The 18345-nt window shown below is 54.7% G+C and carries 12 protein-coding genes; 1 reads left to right on the top strand and 11 read right to left on the bottom strand.

The window, feature by feature from the left end:
- The first annotated feature begins 141 nt into the window (after window positions 1-141).
- The gene (locus MKX63_RS14430) at window positions 142-729 is read left to right on the top strand and encodes an NAD(P)H oxidoreductase (RefSeq protein WP_341017874.1); all 588 of its coding nucleotides are present in this window, start codon (window positions 142-144) and stop codon (window positions 727-729) included.
- Between the two features lie 199 nt (window positions 730-928).
- Here MKX63_RS14430 and MKX63_RS14425 read toward each other — a convergent pair whose 3' ends face one another.
- The 11 genes from MKX63_RS14425 to MKX63_RS14375 form a co-directional block, all read right to left on the bottom strand.
- Window positions 929-1780, bottom strand: coding sequence for an alpha/beta fold hydrolase (locus MKX63_RS14425; protein WP_341017873.1), 852 nt, complete (start codon window positions 1778-1780; stop codon window positions 929-931).
- 58 nt (window positions 1781-1838) lie between these two features.
- Window positions 1839-2138, bottom strand: a complete 300-nt coding sequence (locus tag MKX63_RS14420; RefSeq protein ID WP_341017872.1) for a hypothetical protein — start codon at window positions 2136-2138, stop codon at window positions 1839-1841.
- 17 nt (window positions 2139-2155) lie between these two features.
- Window positions 2156-3646, bottom strand: a complete 1491-nt coding sequence (locus tag MKX63_RS14415) for a beta-N-acetylhexosaminidase (protein WP_341017870.1) — start codon at window positions 3644-3646, stop codon at window positions 2156-2158.
- A 47-nt stretch (window positions 3647-3693) separates the two neighbouring features.
- A complete protein-coding gene (locus tag MKX63_RS14410; RefSeq protein WP_341017868.1) occupies window positions 3694-6483 on the bottom strand; it encodes an alpha-mannosidase in 2790 nt (929 codons plus the stop codon).
- 6 nt (window positions 6484-6489) lie between these two features.
- Window positions 6490-7488 (bottom strand): glycoside hydrolase family 130 protein, encoded by a 999-nt coding sequence (locus tag MKX63_RS14405; protein WP_341017866.1) that lies wholly within the window; start codon window positions 7486-7488, stop codon window positions 6490-6492.
- Window positions 7489-7526: 38 nt separating this feature from the next.
- Window positions 7527-8846 carry a glycoside hydrolase family 125 protein gene (locus MKX63_RS14400; RefSeq protein ID WP_341017865.1) on the bottom strand — a complete coding sequence of 440 codons (1320 nt, stop codon included), beginning with the start codon at window positions 8844-8846 and terminating at the stop codon, window positions 7527-7529.
- A gap of 294 nt (window positions 8847-9140) precedes the next feature.
- Window positions 9141-12284, bottom strand: a complete 3144-nt coding sequence (locus tag MKX63_RS14395; RefSeq protein WP_341018651.1) for an alpha-mannosidase — start codon at window positions 12282-12284, stop codon at window positions 9141-9143.
- A gap of 17 nt (window positions 12285-12301) precedes the next feature.
- Window positions 12302-14596, bottom strand: a complete 2295-nt coding sequence (locus tag MKX63_RS14390) for a glycoside hydrolase family 3 N-terminal domain-containing protein (protein WP_341017863.1) — start codon at window positions 14594-14596, stop codon at window positions 12302-12304.
- Between the two features lie 40 nt (window positions 14597-14636).
- Entirely contained in the window at window positions 14637-15554 is a 918-nt protein-coding gene (locus MKX63_RS14385) for a carbohydrate ABC transporter permease (protein ID WP_340993735.1), read from the bottom strand.
- Window positions 15555-15583: 29 nt separating this feature from the next.
- Window positions 15584-16510 (bottom strand): ABC transporter permease, encoded by a 927-nt coding sequence (locus MKX63_RS14380; RefSeq protein ID WP_340752561.1) that lies wholly within the window; start codon window positions 16508-16510, stop codon window positions 15584-15586.
- A 90-nt stretch (window positions 16511-16600) separates the two neighbouring features.
- On the bottom strand, window positions 16601-18106 hold the full coding sequence (locus MKX63_RS14375; protein WP_341017862.1) for an ABC transporter substrate-binding protein: 1506 nt from the start codon (window positions 18104-18106) through the stop codon (window positions 16601-16603).
- Window positions 18107-18345 lie beyond the last annotated feature (239 nt).

The following is an 18345-nucleotide window of genomic DNA, read 5'->3' as shown; positions in this document are numbered from 1 at the left end:
AATGTTCCTATGGAACATACACCTTCCTATAGAACAGCAAAGTGCGTACTTCCGGTTAAGCATGATTCCTGTATATAATAGCATCAGCCAAGCAACAAGGCTACAAACCTGTAAGATAAGAAAGGTCGTGAAGATACTAACATGAGCGTATTAATCGTCGTATCGCATCCGAGACAAGATTCCCTGACCTTCCAGGCTGCCCGCTGCTTCGCAGAGGGACTTACCGCAGCCGGACACGGCTATGAGATATTGGATTTACATGGGATTGGCTTTGATCCTGTTCTGCAAGGAATGGAGGAACTCCATATGACCGCAGGTGAACAGGAGCAGCCCTATTCTCCTGAATTAGAGAGGGAAATGGAGCGGGTGCGGCAGCATGACGGCCTGGCATTTGTATTTCCGCTGTGGTGGTGGCATCTGCCGGCCATGCTGAAGGGGTATATCGACAGGGTGGTGAACAACAGGGTTGCCTACGGCACAAATAATCTGCAGGGTTATCGTGCACTGTGGCTGGCGCTAGCAGGTGTAACAGAGGAGCAGATGAAGAAGCGCAGCTATGATGAAGCAACCGCCCGTCTGCTTAACGTGGGGATTGCCGATTATTGCGGAATCACAGACTCCAGAGTAGAATTCCTCTACGATACTGCGAGTTCCGCACCCGGACACCGTGAAGCATTGCTGGAACAGGCCTATCAGGCGGGGTTACATTATGGCAAGGGGGAAAGCTGACAAATCGCAGGAATGAGGGGAGCACAACATCACATTCATTCACATAAACGGCGTTACCCGTCACTTCTATAGTATTACCGTTGTCCGATACCAACCCCTGCCGGGTTTCCCTTGTTTGGAGTACTGCTGAATGCATCATAATGATAGACTTTGATGTTCTATATTATCATAAATGTATATAAAGTGAATTTAAGATATTTTAGGCATTAATGGTATCATCATGGAGAAAATCTGCAGTCAGTGCAGAGAACTTCTCAGGCTCTTCTATAAAAGGCAGGTGGCCGCAGTTCGGCAATATTATTTTTGTGGCATGCCTGATGCCTTTGTGCAGGATTTCAGCGGTCTCTCTATTGTATGTGTGGTCCAATGCTCCAATGAAGATAAGAACTGGTTGACCAATCTCCGCTAATCTATGAATTGCATAAGGCTTGGACACGTGCGCCAGGCTTGGAGAGAACCGGCAGAAGTTACCGGGATTCCGCACATTCGCTAACGTTTTCTGTCTGGCCTTTTCTTTGGCAGCCGCAGGGAAGTAATAATTCCAAAAGGGGTTAGCGATAAAATGCTCCATGGCTTGTTCAGCACCCTTCAGCCTGACCTGAATATGCTGTTTGATCCCCTGCCATAGCATCCTCGCTGGATAGCTGCGGCCGCTGACAGAAGGCGCTGCCATAATGAGGCGGTCCACATCGCCGGGATAGGCCAGCGTGAAATCTACGGCGACACTGCCGCCCATGGATGAACCCACCAGAGTTACTTTTGTGAGCCCGAGTGTGTCCAGAAGCATCTTCAAGTCCTTCACATTGGAAAAAGGAGTCCGGGGAGTGTCAGAATGTCCATAACCCCGCAGATCATAGCTGATAACATCGTAGCCAGTGGAGAACCTCTCCATCTGCTCCTCCCATATCAGATGGTCATTATAATTGCCATGGATAAAAACGATAGGCTCACCGCTGCCCTTTCTCTCATAAAACAGCGCTCCGCCTTTAACCTCTATGTACTCCGGACTGTTTATCTTATTCATGCCGCTTGACACTTGGTTGTCTTCCATAATTGATCACCCGTCATTATCATTACACATCCTGATGGGATGTTCAATTTATGCTACTTTAATCAAAATGCATCATCCGGTCCATGAACGCCGCACGTGCCAATGTAGTCGGTTTTTCGATTACATTTGGACTACACGCCCACGCCACGCCCAATGTAGTCGGTTTTTCGATTACATTTGGACCATGCGCCTGCGCCACGCCCAATGCGGTCGGTTTTTCGATTACATTTGGACCATGCGCCTGCGCCACGCCCAATGTGGTCGGTTTTTCGCATACATACAAAAAAAAAGCAACAGACGTCCCCCTAAGCGGACGGTATCTGTCGCTGCAACCATAAATTACGATTTGTCTACTCAAACCATTTATTCAGCCATCTACTCCGCCGCATCCTTCTTCCCCAGCCAAGCCAACTCCGCCATCGCCCGCAGCGGGCCGCGGAGGCCTGCCGCCACTTCAGCTTCGCTCTGCGCTTCCGGCTTATCGCTCCAGATGGAGAAGGTGGTGCCGACCAGTTCACGCGGATAGGCTCCCGTGTATTCCTGCTTGGCTTCCCCGGTGCGGGCCGGGAACAGGCCGGGATGCCAAGAAGCGCTGATTTTCTCGGCTGTCGGATACGTGTAGCCCGCATGTTCTCCCAGCACATAATACAAATAGCCATCGTTGTAGTTAATCACCTGATGACCCTTGGCGAGAATGTCCTCCACCGGGGCCATCATCGGGTGCCACTTCGTCCAATATGTGATCTGAATAGACGGCTTGGGCGCGACCCGCTGGATCTGATCTGCACGGTAAAGGCCATCATTCCAGGCACGGACCGTCCAGCCCTTGGACTCCAGATGCTCAGCGACTTCATTAAGGTAATCAATATACGTGTCCACGCCCGTGCCGCCGCTGATGTTCAGCACATTCTGAGCATACTCCGCAAGCTGCGGATACTTATCGAACTCCGCGAAGTTGATGAATTCATCCCCGCCGATATGAAAATAGCAGCTGCCGGTAAATAATTCGGCGTATTCGTCAATCAACTCCAGCACGAACCGGCGGGCCGCCGGATTCGTAATGTCCAGCGCACCCGGCGCCGGGGTTCCCGCTGCATCCTTAAGCAGCCACTCGGGATGAGTGCGAAGCGCCTGTCCGAGATGCCCCGGTGAATCCAGCGAAGGGATAATATCCACATGATAACGCTGTGCTTCAAGGATAATCGCCCTCATCTCCTGCTTGGTCAAAGCCTGCTCCGACACCACCTCAGGATGGCTCTCACTCATCAGCCGGAAGCCCTCGTTCTCGGAAAAATGCAGCTGCAGCGTATTCAGCCGCAGCCGTGACATCTCTCTGATCCGCGTAAGGAGCCAATCTTCGCTGTAAAATTTGCGGCCGATGTCGATATGAAGCGCCCGCTCCTGCATCACAGGATAATCGGTAATCGTTCCGTACGGCACGAAGCCGTCCTCCGCCAGCCTCTGCAGCAACGTCCGCAGGCCATACATCACGGCCCGTTCACTTGAGGCGGTAAGCTTGGCAACACTTCCAATCTCAATAACATAAGCTTCCTTGCTGTCCATGTCTGCCGCTGCTTCATGCTCTAACAGCTCAATGACGATATCGCCAGAAGCCATTTCGTCCATTTGCCCATAAGCGACAGTCATGATTCGGTCAGCAGGTGTCAGAATGCCCGCGTACTCACCCAGAACCATAAAGACCGTTTCGTTCAGAACACTGTTATTATCCGCTCTGGCATTGTCCACAATCCGGGCTTTGGACCCGGCAGTCAGCCGCCATTGCTCCCCGGATGCCGCAGCAATTTGTTGCTGTACACCGGTAAGCGGGCCGCTATTGAAGTCGTGTCGGTCTGATGGTTCATTCATATACATATCTATATCCATACCTCCCAACTCATCCTTCCCCGCGTGGATCAGCGCAGCCGGATACCAACCGTGGTAATCTCATGTCCGCCAAGCGGAAGCTTAAGCGAAGCGGTGCCTTCTGACTGAAGCTCTTCACCTTCTGCTTCCAGTACATTCGAAGTATAGAAGGCCGCAGCAGGCAGTGCGGCTTCCAGCTTCAGCTCGCAAGGCTCTTCCGTCAGGTTGAACCAGCGGAGCAACACATCGCCGCGTTCCTTGTTCAGCTTCATAGAGGAGAAGGCAGCGGTCTCGCCGTTCCAGCGGACAGCCGAATACACGGCAGGAATCGTACCTGCATGAACCTCTGCCTGTGCGCAGGTCCACGGAATCTGGAACTGGTAAGCGGCAGCAGCGGCACCGGAGGTTACGGCATCCCCGCTATGCGGCAGAAGCAGCATGTCTGCGGTCTGTTCTCCCAGGCACTGGGCTTCCGGCGTAGGGAACCAGCCCCAGTCGCCCATCTCACCGACACTGCGGAGCAGCGTAACGGCAATCGTACCACGGCCATCCCGCAGAATCTCGTATTCGTGTAATCCGAGGTTAGCGACCGTCAGACCTGCATTCTCTCCGGCAACATCCACGAAGCACTGCTGATGCTGCGCATTGCTCGGGTTCTGCCATTCCGGTGCCGGCTCATTCGGACGTTCCGCAAGCTCGAACATCGAATCCACACTGTGCGAGGCAGTAGCCAGATCCGCAGGGAAAAGCATCCGCAGACGGTGGTCTTTAGCCGTATTATCGATATAGCTCTTTACTTCCAGTCCTTGGCCGCTTCGCTCCAGTCTTAAGACTGTCCGCAGCTTAAGGGTTACAGTAGTGGCACTACGCTTAGCTTGCCGCTCCGGGTAATAGACCAGCGCCCGCTGCTCTTCTTCCAGCAGAGCATCGGCCGAAGCCGGGATCTCCCAGGCATGGGTGATTTCAATGGAAGCGCGGTATGGCGTATCTTCAATAACAGCAATCTGCGCGTCAAGCCCCAGAGTCGTCAGCGGTACTTCACCCGCAGGCTGTCTGTACATGTATTCATTCCCGATGTCCCCGGTATTCTCATAGACACCAAGGTCACGATAAATCTTGCCGCTAGGCTTATGCTCCAACGTGAAAGAGCCGTCAGCCATAACCTCGACCCGCAGCGTGTCGTTCTCCAGCACGCGCGCGCCGCGAACCAGCGAAGCCGGGGCTGAAGCCACCGCTTGCAGCTTCGCCGCCGGAGCGCTTCCGGTAGACGAACCTTCAGCGGCAGCCGCCCCAACGAAGCGGACCCAGGCATAGGTGCGCAGCCCCAGGGCAGGCACATCCGCCGCCTCGAAGGTCAGCCGCACCTTGCGGCAGCTGTACGGCTGGCGGAAGCGGTCATCCGGCAGGTCATAGCCGAAGGACAGGCCGAGATCCTCTACCGTACAAGGAACCGGCTGGCCTTGCTCATCAACCAGGACCCGTCCGGCCAGGTCCATGGTTTTCATCAGCCGGGCATTCTCTTCGAGAGGCAGCCCGTCGCGCAGATATTGGCGGGCTGCGTCCAGCTCAACGGTTACCGTACCGGTGCGGCTCCAGCCGCTGGTATTCGACACAACAAGCGGAAGGGCCTCTTCACCGTAAGCAGCGAAGCCGGAGGTGTCCACCGCTGCGGTGATGGCCTGCATACTATCCGCTACGATACCCTCGGCGGTGTGGTAGCTCTTGTCGAAGCGGGCGACCATCTCACGGTGCACCTCATCCACGCTGCAGCCGCAGATGGAATCATGCGGATGGTTCTGCAGCAGCGTCTTCCACGCATAATCCAGCAGATGCTGCGGATACTCCCCGCCGTGCAGCTTAGCGATAACCGCCAACGGCTCAACCACCTTCTCAAGCATGGCCTGGCCCCGCTGATTGAGCTGCTTCAGGTACACGCGGGCGGAAGCGGTATTAACCAACGTTCCCCAGCCGTCCGTGCGCTGGCTCCGCAGCTCGCCCTTCACCGTGGACAGGCTGCGGCCAGCCAGTGAAGCTTCCACTGCCTTGATATAATCCGGGAAGTTGGAATGAACGAAGGAGACCTCCGGGTGCAGCTTCTCCGCCGTGCGGATCGCCTCCGGCAGGTCGGTCTGCAGCGGCTGGTGATCGCAGCCGTTCATGAACAGCAGCTGATCGGTCGCTGCATATTGCCGGGCATCGCCCAGCTTGCGCTCCCAGAAGCGCCGGGCTTCATCCATCTCAACGGGAACCTCATTCCCGTTGGAATACCAGTTGGCGAACAGGATGCCCAGCACCTGCGAGCCGTCCGGCCCTTCCCAGACCAGCTCCGAGAACGAGGATTCATAGCCGTCATCCGAGACCATATTATTGAAGCCCGTCGGCTTCACGCCGCGCCCGAAGAAGGCGTTGGTGATACCCGCCTGCTGCATGAGCTGCGGAATCTGTCCGGTCAGACCGAAGGTGTCCGGGAAATAACCGATTTTGGACACTTCCCCATAGACTGCCGCATCCTGATGTCCCAGCTGTAAGTTACGCACATTCGCTTCCGGGCTGGTCAGGAACGCATCCTGAAGAATGTACCACGGTCCGATAAATATCCGGCCCTCCCGGATATGCCGTATCAGCCGCTCCCGGTTCTCCGGGCGGACCTGCAGATAATCCTCGATGATAATCGTCTGCCCGTCGAAGAAGAAGCTGCGGAAGTCCGGGTTCTGCTCCAGTGTATCCAGCAGCGTATCCACGAGCTGAATCAGCCGGATGTGATGGCGCTCATAAGGCAGATACCATTCCCGGTCCCAGTGCGTATGCGAGATAATATGTGCCGTCTGTTGTTTGGTCATAACCGGTTACCCCTCAATCTCCAGCGGATATTCATCCATATAGCTGATCAGCTCATCCACGGTCGTGAAGGCCAGCCCCGTCACCGTATCCGCACAGCCGTAGTAGATGGCAATCCGTCCGGTAGCCGCATCGGTCAATGCCGCGCAAGGGAACGTCACGTTCGGCACATCGCCGACACATTCATACAGCTCTTCCGGGCCGAGAATATAGTTGCGTGAGCGGGCTTTTACCTTCCAAGGCTGATCCAGATCCAGCAGCGCGACCCCCATGCGGTAGACGAACCCGTTGCAGGTGTTGATCACGCCGTGATAGATCAGCAGCCAGCCCTTGTCTGTTTCAATCGGAATCGGTCCGGGACCAATCTTCTTGGACTGCCACGCGGAAGCGTCACCGTCAACCGTACCCATCACATAGCGGTGCTTTCCCCAGAAGGTCAGGTCAGGACTCTCACTGTAAAAAATATCGCCAAACGGCGTATGCCCCGTATCACTCGGACGGCTGAGCATCGCATAGTTGCCGCCGATTTTGCGCGGGAGCAGCACCCCGTTGCGGTTATACGGCAGGAAGGCATTCTCCAGCTGGTGAAAGGTTTTGAAATCGAAGGTATACGCCAGTCCAATTGTTGGGCCGTGGTAGCCGTTGCACCAGGACACATAATACCGGTCGTCGATCTTGCAGACACGCGGATCATAGCGGTACTCGCGCTTGGTGATCTCTTCATCACCCTCGAATATGATTGGCTCATGGTTGATTTTCCAGTTCACGCCGTCTTCACTGAAGCCCGCGAAAATATCCATGCTGACCGACCGCGAATCACAGCGGAACACGCCTGCGAAGCCGCCCTCAAACGGGATTACCGCCGAGTTGAACACACTGTTCGAGTTCGGAATGGCGTTGCGCGGAATGATCGGGTTGGCGGAATATCTCCATACCGGGGAATTCGTGCCCGCAGGCTTCTCCTGCCAAGGGATGTTCGGTAGTGCTTCTCCAATAATTGTACTCATGCTCTGGTCTCCTTTATCTGTGAAAAAGTATGTTTGTGTTAGAGAATGCCTTCCTTCAGCGCCCGCAGGATGAGCTGCGAGAACAAGCTGTTCGACCAGGCGAACCACTTGCGGGTGAACACGGACGGATCGTCGGCGTGGAAGCCTTCATGCATATAGCCGGTATCGGCATCGGTCGCTTCCAGCATGGCGATTACCGCCAGCCGCTCTTCCTTGCTGTCTGCTGTGATGCCCTGCATCGACAGCGCCATATGCCAGATATAGCCCGGAGGGGTGTGCGGACTGCCGATTCCTTTGGCAGCTTTGCCCTCGAAGTAGAACGGATTCTCCTTGCTTAGCGCAAACCGTCTCGTATTCTGGTAGACCGGATCGTCATTGTTCAGGTAGCCCAGATACGGAATGGACATCAGGCCCGGCGTTCCGGCGTCATCCATCAGGCTGTAGTTGCCATAGCCGTCTGTTTCGTAGGCATAGATCGGCCCGAATTCCGGATGGCGGTAGATGCCGTACAGCTTAATGCCGTGATCGACCTCCTGCTCCAGCTCCTTCAGCTCAGCCAGGAAATCCAGATCCCGGAACACCCACTCGGCAAAATCCTGCATCTGCCGCAGCGCCACCACAGCGAACATGTTCCCCGGAATGTTGTAGTGGAAATCGCAGGCGTCATCACTGGAGCGGAAGCCGGACCAGATCATGCCGGTGTAATTCACGGGCATCCCTAAGCCGCCGTTGCGGATGGAATCCTCGATAATCCCGTTGCTGCGCGTGAAGCGGTACGGGGACTGCTCGGCATGATGCTGCTCACGCTTGAACAGGTCGGTGATAACGCGCAGCATTTTTTTGAAGTCAGAGGTGAAGAAATCGGTCTGCTTCGTCTCTTCCCAGTAGGCATGAGCCAGCCGGATCACGAAGCACAGCGAGTCGATCTCGAATTTGCGCTCCCACACCCACGGCGACATCTCGGTCACATCGGCGGCATTCCAGTGCCAGTCGTTGGCCGATTCATTGAATGCGTTAGCGTAAGGATCGATCAGTACATACTCCGTATGGCGCTTGATCAGCCCGCCGATAATCCGCTGCAGATCAGCATCTTTTGCGGCAAAAGGCACATAATGAATGACCTGCTCCACCGAATCACGCAGCCAGCAGGCCGGGATGTCACCCGTAATGACAAAGGTAGTTCCGTCATCAAGCAGCTTGGTAGTGGTCTCCAGTGTATTCGGGAAGCAGTTGCGGAACAGCCGCTGGAGCTTGGGCCGGTGGGCCAGCTTCGCTTCGGCGTCGGCCAGCACGGCCTGAATGGATGACGGCAGCGTGAGCTCCGGCATCTCGATGCGGGGAAGTCTGAATTGTTCCAAGGTAGTAGTCTCCTTATCGCTAATCTATAGTTTGGATGCTGAATGTCTTGATGGGAGCGGGAATTGCGATTGGCTTAATTGCACATTGTACAACTAAAGCATCTGATTTATAGCCGGCTACCCGTTTAGTTGCATTTCATACATTTAAAAAAGCCTTAAGCTGTTGATTCTCACCATTTTGGCAGTTTTAGTTGTACAGACTACACTTATACGATAAAAGAATACATTTCCGCTGTTTTTAAGTGTACTTTCTGCAACTATCCGAGTACCTTGTGCTCAACCCCTCATTTACCTCTATCCAGCATGAATAATCTTAATCGTCTTAATCTCGAACGGATGGAAGTCTAGCGTCAGCACGCCGTCTTTATCCGGCAGCAGCACGGTCTCTTCCTCCAGCGCATTGGACAGATAAATAGCGGAGTGCGGCAGCGGCCAGCTGATCCGCACGGTCTCGCGTCCTCCGGCGGATTCATACAGCCGCAGGATACTACCCTTACCATCTTCCGCCAGCTTGACGGTATCTAGCACCACCTGCTTCCCTTCATAAGGAAGGAAGGAGCCGGTAGACGGATGCTGGCCCGCACTTGCCTCGCAGGCTACTGCATAGGAAGCGTGATTCAGCTCGGCGGCCTTGCGCTGGGTATGAGCCGAACGCCAGTCTCCGGTATGCGGGTAGAGCGAATAGGTGAATTCATGCTCTCCCTGATCGGCCGAATGGTCCGGCCAGCGCGGTGCGCGCAGCAGGGACAGACGGATGGTGCTGCCCTGCGTATCATAGCCGTATTTGCAGTCGTTCAACAGGCTGACGCCGTAATCATGCTCCGACACATCGACATAGCGGTGCCCGCAGACCTCATACTGCGCCTGCTCCCAGCTGGTGTTGCGGTGCGTGGTCCGCTCTAGTGCACCGAACGGAATTTCATACGTAGCCTTGCTGGTCACTACATCAATCGGGAAGCCAACCTTCAGCAGCTTGTGGGCTTCGTGCCACTGGACCTGTGTCTTGAAGTCGATCCGCTTGTCGGTGTGGTACAGGATCAGCTCCTGCTGTATTTCCGATTGGCCTAGACTCCAGCGGAAGAACAATACATCACATACAGGACCTGTGGACAGCAGCAGCTTCTCCAGCAGCACCGCTGCTCCGGCGGGCTGCTCCTCATAACGGCTGTCGATATCCCAGGCATCCCATAGAATCGGACGGTCGTGGAAGAAATGCAGCCGGTTCAGCGCTTCCCCGGACTTCACAATCTCACGCCCGGCTTCCTTGTCATACAGGCTGATGATCTCGCCCAGTTCATTGAACTGGAGCCGGTAATAGCCGGTCTCCCAGCGATCCTCGAACGCAGCGGAATTCGCCGCAGAGATTGAGTTATTGCCTGCCTCCGATGCGTCTGCCCCCTGCTGCTCCTCTTCCCGCAGCCATATGGTTGCATAACCGAATGCCGGAACCTCCGGCACCTGGACACGCAGCACCGTTTGCTTTCCTGCTGTAGTCAGCTCTGCCGGAAGCCGTGTTCCGTTTCCGTCATAAATCGCCGGAGCGGTTAGCGCTGCTCCTGGAGCAACCGCAAGCTGGGCTACCATATCCCGGGTCCAGCCCAGTCCGTTCAGGATGACATAAGGCTGTCCCTCTCCACGGGTATCAATGTCCGATACGGCAGCCTCCATGACGGACTTCAGACTGCTCTCTCCAAGGACAAAGATATTCTTGTATTCCTTGTCCGAAGTCTCATAGACCTCGGGAATCGATGAGCCGGGGATAATATCATGGAACTGGTTGAGGAGAATCAGCTTCCAGCCTTCATGCAGGGCTTGCCCTACCTCTTCCCGCCGCTGCGGGGACAGCCCGTGCCCAGCCAGAGTCTGCCACAGCTCCGCTTCCCGGTACAGAATCTCAGCCTTGCGGTTATTGCGCTTGTTCCGCGCATGGGTCGTATAGGTTCCCCGGTGCAGCTCCAGATAGAGATCACCCTGCCAGACCGGAAGCTCAGGTGCTGCCTGCTCGATGCCGGTGAAGAAATCCGCCGCCGTGCTGTAGCCTGAGGCAGGCTGACCTACCATCAGCTCGGAGCGCGACAGGTATTCCAGCATCTCCCGCGTCACGCCGCCGCCGCCGTCCCCGTGTCCGTAGAGCAGCATTTGTTCGCTGTGAACGGCTTTTTGGCGGTAGGACTGCCAGTGCTCGTGGATATCCTTCGGCAGCGTATTCTCATTCACGCCATGGTTCATATAAGATAGTAGCGCTGTCCCGTCGATGCCGACCCAGTGGAACAGATCATACGGGAACAGGTTCGTGTCATTCCAGCCTAGCTTGGTGGTCATGAAGTACCGGACCTTGCCGTGCTTCAGAATCTGCGGCAGGGAGGCGCAATACCCGAAGGTGTCCGGCAGCCATTCAATTTCGGATTGCTGCCCGAACTCCTCCTGATAGAACCGCTGTCCGTACAGCATCTGACGCATCAGCGATTCCCCGCTCGGAATATTCAGATCCGGCTCGACCCACATGCCGCCGACCAGCTCCCAGCGGCCTTCCTGAATCCGTTCCTTCACCTTCGCGTACAGCTCAGGATCATTGTCCTTCAGATAAGCGAACAGCTGCGGCTGGCTCTGGGCATAGCGGTATTCCGGGTACTCCTCCATCAGGGCATTCACCGTCGAGAAGGTCCGGCTGGTCTTCCGCACCGTCTCCCGGGCAGGCCACAACCAGGCGATGTCGATATGCGACTGCCCGATCATATGAATGAAGCCCTCACTGTTGCCGCCGATGGCCTTCACCTTCGCGGCCAGCTCCTGCTCAATCGCCTGTATGCCGCTGCTGTCCCCCCCGCCTGCCGCTCCCAAATTCACATAAGCGTCCATCGCCTGATGCAATGCTTTCAGCATACGGACGCGCCGGAAGTCCTGCTCCGGCAACAGCAGCATCGAATCCCGGATCACGGTCACCGTGTACATCAGCGACTGGACCGGCAGGTTCACTCTAACCAGCGCTGCGGTAATGGAGCGGACCGGCGGCTGAATCACCGCCTGCTTATTCAATGGGTCATCCGGCTCAGGGATCGGATCATACAGCTCAATCTCAATCTCCGGGTGTCTGCCGCCCGTCTCCGGGTTCAGCGTGGCATAGGTATGATTGCGGTCAATACCCTGCTGCGAGGCTCCGTTCACACGCAGCAGCCCTTCGCCGCCGGAATGGAAGATCAGCCCGGTGTCCTTATCAGTCCAGTCCGCCGGGATATCCAGGGTGGTGCGGAAGTAATAGGTGGTGCCTTGCACACTCGGAAACAACCCGAACGATTCGCTGCCCGAATAAGGCTGTGCTTCGTCATAGTGGCCCGGCTGCCGGTAGATAGTGGAGAAGACCTTCCAGTCATCAAGCACCCGGTATTCCAGCCACTGCTGCTGCGAGCATTCCCGAATGAACCGGTTAATCCGTTCGATGTTTATCTGCTCCATCTTTAGTCCTCCGTAACCGTAAGATCTATATTCAGTGTGTCGTTCACATTCCTGCCGACGCCGATGCGGAAGCTTCCCGGCTCAACCACCAGCTTATAGTCCGTCCCGATATAGCTCAGATGCTCTGCATTCAGCGTGAAGCTTACCTTCTGCTTCTCTCCCGGCTCCAGTACGAGCTTGCGGAAGCCCTTGAGTTCCTTGGCCGGTCTAGTCACCTTACTGACCAGATCGGAAATGTATAGCTGCACGACCTCCGCACCGCTGCGGGAGCCTGTATTCTCCACTTCCACTGTAACCTCAGCCGTTCCGTCAGTCCCGATCACCGCAGGCTCGACCTGTAGTCCGCTATAGCTGAATTCGGTGTAGCTGAGTCCGAAGCCGAACGGATAACGCGGCTGCGAATTCCCTTCCAGATAGCGTGCTCCCCGGGAACGTTTGCCTAAGTAATACACTGGCAATTGTCCTACATCCTCAGGGAGAGAGAGAGTCAGCCTGCCGGACGGGTTGACATCGCCGAACAGAATGTCGGCAATGGCGTGGCCGCCTTCCTGCCCCGGATACCAGGCTTCCAGAATAGCGTCCGCCTGCTCATCAATCCAAGGCTCAGCAATGGGACGGCCGTTGATATACACAACGACCACCGGCTTGCCGAGCGCCTTAAGCTCCTTCATCAGCTCCAGCTGAACGCCGGACAGATGAAGCGACATGCGGTCGATGCCTTCGCCGCAGTCCATATCGCTAAGCGCATTCTCCGTCACCTTCGAGGCTCCGGTCCGCAGATCGATGCTGCCTTCGCCGAAGTCACGGGCGCTCGACCCGCCGAGGGCCAGTACAACGATATCCGCTTCGCTTGCCACCTTGCGCGCAAGCCCGAAGCCCTCGGTGGAGCTGTCCTTGATCCGGCAGCCCGGCGCATAACCTACGCGCTCCGGCTGCGCGGCAAGCTTGGCCCGTATTCCGGCCAACACTGTAACCACGCGGTCACGCGGCTGCGGAGAGGTGTAATCGCCAAGCTGATTGTAGCCAATATCTGCATTCGGCCCGATAACCGCAACCGTCCCCTTGTCCTTAGACAAAGGAAGCACTCCGTTATTCTTCAGCATTACAATTCCCTCTGCCGCCACGCTGCGCGCCAGCTCTGCATGTTCCTCGCTGCCGATCACCTGCTCGGCCACCTCGGGATCGGCATACGGCTGTTCGAATAAGCCCAGCCGGAACTTCAGCTCCAGAACACGCGCTGCCGCCTGATCCACCAGCTGCTCATCGAGCCGCCCGGAGCGCAGCGCCTCCAGCAGATATCCGCCGAACATCACGCCGGACATCTCCATATCAATTCCGGCGGAGAGTGCCTGCACTGCTGCATCCTCTCCTCCGTCCGCTGTATCATGGCCCGAAGCCAGCATATCGATGGCACCGCAGTCGGTAATGACCATGCCGCCAAAGCCCCATTCGCCGCGCAGAATCTCTTCCAGCAGCTCCCGGTTCGTCGTACAAGGCACGCCGTCAATCTCGTTGTAGGCCGGCATGATGGAGACTGCTCCGGCTTCCACTGCTTTGCGGAACGGGTACATATCGATTTCCAGCAGCTCACGCTTGCCGATATGCGCCGGACCGGCATTGCGGCCGCCCTCTGAGCTGCCATAGGCTACGAAGTGCTTGAGGGTTGCTCCCACACTGGACGCGCTGTCAAGCCGTTCGCCCTGTAATCCTTCCACCGATGCTACGGCATATTCGCCGATGAGATACGGGTCTTCGCCGAAGCATTCCTCGGTCCGGCCCCAGCGCGGATCACGCACCACATCCAGCACAGGGGAATACGTCACGGCTCCGCCCTGCGCCCGGGTCTCACGCGCTACTGCCCGGGACATCTCCCGGTAGAGGTCCACATTCCAGGTGCTGCCGATCAAGAGCGGAACCGGGAATACCGTAGCCCCGATGGCCATGTGTCCATGCGAGCATTCCTCACCGATCAGGAGCGGAATACCCAGCCTCGAATGCTCCAGCGCATAGCGCTGAATCGAATTCACAGCCTCTGCTCCAGCCCGCGCATCCAGTCCGCTCTCCAGCGTAACCCCTGTCCAAGGATCGGCCCGCAGAGTTCCGTATAGTGCGCCGACACCGCCTTCGCGGATCTGGCGTTTGAAGTCTTCCGTCAATTCTATCGTTCCATCTGTATGATTATAGGTCTGCCATCCGAACAGCTGCACCAGCTGGCCGACCTTCTCTTCCGGCGTCATCAGCCCAAGCAGATGCTTCGTCCGCTCTTTGACGGGCTGTGTACGGTCTCTATATAACATCCTGGCTCCACCCTCTCCTGTGATCTTAATCTATATATCTCTACTCCTTAACCGCACCCACCGTAAGACCTTGAATGAAGTAACGCTGGAAGAACGGATATGCGAAGATAATTGGCCCGGTTGCCAGCACCACCATCGCCATACGCGAGGTATCCTGCGGCATGTTGCGAAGAGCCTCCAGACTCAGCGAGCTGTTCTGCGAGTTCTGCAGAATGAACTGCATGCTGGTCTCGATCCGCATCAGCATCGACTGCAGCGGCACCAGGTTCGGATTGTCAATATAGAGCAGCGCGTTGAACCAGTCATTCCAGTACCCCAGCGTGCTGAACAGACCAATTGTAGCGAGACCCGGCAAGGACAGCGGCAGCACGATTCCGAGGAAGGTGCGGAACTCTCCGGCGCCGTCGATTTTGGCCGATTCGATCAGCGCATCCGGCACACTGGTAATATAGAAGGTACGCAGAATCATAATGTAAAAAGCATTCACCGCCAGCGGCAGCACCAGCGCCCAAATGCTGTCCTTCAGGCCCAGCATCTGTGTTACCACAATATAGGTCGGAACCAGCCCGCCGTTAAACAGCATGGTGAAAAAGGAAAAAAACGCGAAGAAATTGCGGTATTTGAAGCTTTTACGTGAAATGGCATAGGCATAAAGCGAAATAATAAGCAGGCTGACAATCGTACCAATGACCGTTACCGCAATGGTCACTCCGTAAGAACGGAGCAGCGTGTCTCCTGAGCTAAATACATATTTGTAGGCTTCCAGACTCCATTTAGCCGGAATTAACCGGTAGCCGTCCCGCGCAAGCGCCCCTTCGTCCGTGAACGAGATGAGGACAACGAACAGGAACGGGAAGATACACAGGATGGCAAAGCCTCCGGCGATACAGTTGAAGATGGTATTCAGCACCGGCGACAGCCGATGGAAATCGCGCGATTTCACAGAATTAGCAGACATTTGGATGACCTCACTTTCCTTCATTTTCCCTAGAATAATGCACTGTCCTTATCGAATTTGCGCACGATGTAATTAGAGGTAAGAACCAGCACGAACCCGACCACTGATTGATACAAGCCCGCAGCCGTACTCATTCCGATCTCGCCGGTAGTCTTAAGTCCACGGTATACATACGTATCGATTACATTAGTCACGCTGTAGAGCGTCCCCGAATCTCTCGGCACCTGATAGAACAGCCCGAAGTCGGCATAGAAAATCTTCCCGATCGCAAGCAGCGTCATGATGATAATGATCGGCTTCAGCATCGGCAGCGTAATACTGCGGATCTGCTGGAGCTTGCTGGCTCCGTCGATCATTGCGGCTTCGTAGAGGGATTTGTCTATGCCCATAATGGCGGCGAGATAGACCACGCTGTTATAGCCGACGGCCTTCCAGAGGAATACGAATATAATAATGAACGGCCAGTATTTCGATTCCGAGTACCAGGCGATATTGCTGCCGAACAGGGAGTTAAGCAGGCCCCGCTCCGAGCTCAGGAAGCTGAACGCGAAGTATCCCACAACGACCCAGGACAGAAAATACGGCAGGAACATGCCTGTCTGATAGAACTTGGCCAGTTTTTTATTGGCAATCTCGGACAGCACCACCGCCAGCAGCACCGACAGAATCAGGCCCAGGCCGATGAAGGCTATGTTATATAAAAGAGTATTGCGTGTGATCAGATAGGCATCATTGGTGCTGAACAGAAATTTGAAATTATCCCAGCCGACCCACTTGCTATTGATGATGCTGGCCCAGAAGCCATCCCGGCTGAAGCGGTACTGCTTAAACGCAATGACCGTACCCACCATCGGCAGGTAAGAGAAGAATAAAAACCACAGTGTGCCCGGCAGAACCATAAACAGCAGCACTTTATTTCTCAATATATCCTTGGCGGACTTTCCTATTTTCCCCATACTTCTAGTTCCTCCTATGCCGGAAAATTCTTATATTTACAAAAAAGATCGGGCCAAGTCTAATCACCCGCCCGATCCTCTAATAGAATGCTACTTATTATTCGCTGCTTTCCAGGCGTCGATCTGTGTTTGAGCTTCGGCAATAATTTTATCCAAACCGGCAGCCTTCAATTTCTCGTTAGCCTTGGTCAGGTATTCTTCCGAATCTACAGATCCGGTCATCAGCGGTGCCCAGAATTCTTCCTTCACGTTCTGAACAGCGGCGATTTCATTCGTCACCTTGGACGTATCGAAGTTGAAGCCGAGCAGCGGTGCGTTGATACCGGCATCATTGAACTTCTTGAATTCTTCCCATTTGTTCTCAGGGTCGCCTTCATTCAGATAGGTAATCATGATGTTGCCCAGGGAGAACGTAGACATATCATAGTTCTTCGCTTCCGGCAGATTCTTCATCATATTCTCACTGATTTTTTCGTAATGCACGCCTTCGATCCCGGAGTCAATCATGTTGCGCAGCTTAGGATCAGTGTTAAGCAGGTTCAGGAATTCCATCGCTTTCTCAGGATACGCGGAGTTAGCCGAGATAGCCTGCATGGAGCCCATTACGGACCAGTTGTAGATATAAGGCTGACTGGCTGGTGTGGACACGACCGGATATCCGTAGCTTGCGGACCACAGATTATCGGCCATCGGCTGGGTGGATGCACGGTCAGTGAACCATTTGCCTGCTTTGTACAAATCATCTACCGACGAGGTACTTGCTACTTCAGGAGAGATGTAACCCGCCTGATAGAATTTGCGGACGGTCTTAAGCGCTTCCTTGATCTCTGGAGTTTCCAGAATGTTGATCACTTTGTAGTCCTTGGTATCCATATAGACAGCCATTGGCATCTTCTCAATCACATAGTCAAAAGGCATGATCGGCATGAAGTCCTTAACCATCGCATAAGGAGTGATTCCAGGCTCGTTTTCCTTGATCGTTTTGAGCAGCGGCTCCAGATCCGCCATTGTCTTCACGCTGGTTATATCCAGCTTGTATTTGTCGAGCAGCTCTTTATTGAAGCGGAATACTTCTTGAGCCGGAAGCTCTTTGTTCGCAGGAATCGCATAGTTGTGGCCGTCTACCTTGGAGCCTTCCAGGAAGGCCGGATCAATCGTATCCACAATGCCCTTGCCCTGATTCTTCAGCAGATCATCGAGCTGCAGGAAAGCGCCCTTACGTGCATTCTGCACATAATCAAATGCCCAGGAAGAGGTGAACAGGATATCCATCGGCTCACCGGAAGCTGCCATAACCTGCATTTTTTGCGTATAGTCCCCGAAGTCGATCATTTTGATATCGAGTGTTGCGTTAATTTTCTCAAGCGTGTATTTATTGACTTCTGTGAGCACCTTGTCCATATCTTTCTGCGGTGGCCCGATCGTGTACCAGATCAGTTCTACTGGCTTTTCGGTAGCCTCCGAGGCTTTGTTGCCGCCTGAAGCTGCTTCCCCGCCTGCATTGTTCTTACTGTTTCCCCCGCACGCCGTCAGCGCCAGTGAAACGGTTAAAAGCGTTGTCAACAACAAGGAGAAGTGTTTCTTTTTCTTACTCATTTGCCGTACCCCCTTTTAATTAGCTGTCCGGACCTTCAGACCTACCGGATCTTTCCGGCTGCTGCTTTCCTTGAGCTATACATTAACTTTATAAGATGAAAGCAGTTTCAAATAGAAGAGAAACTATATATATTCAGGTATGAAATAAAGAAAAACTATACTAATTCGCTGCTTTCAACGACTAACGGGTCTGCCTTTTTCCAAATATATGCTGTATACTATTAGGACAAAGGCTTAAG

Origin of the sequence: Paenibacillus sp. FSL R7-0179 (assembly GCF_038002265.1) — a bacterium.
Classification (GTDB): domain Bacteria; phylum Bacillota; class Bacilli; order Paenibacillales; family Paenibacillaceae; genus Paenibacillus_AQ.
This window is presented reverse-complemented; position numbering and strand designations above follow the sequence as displayed.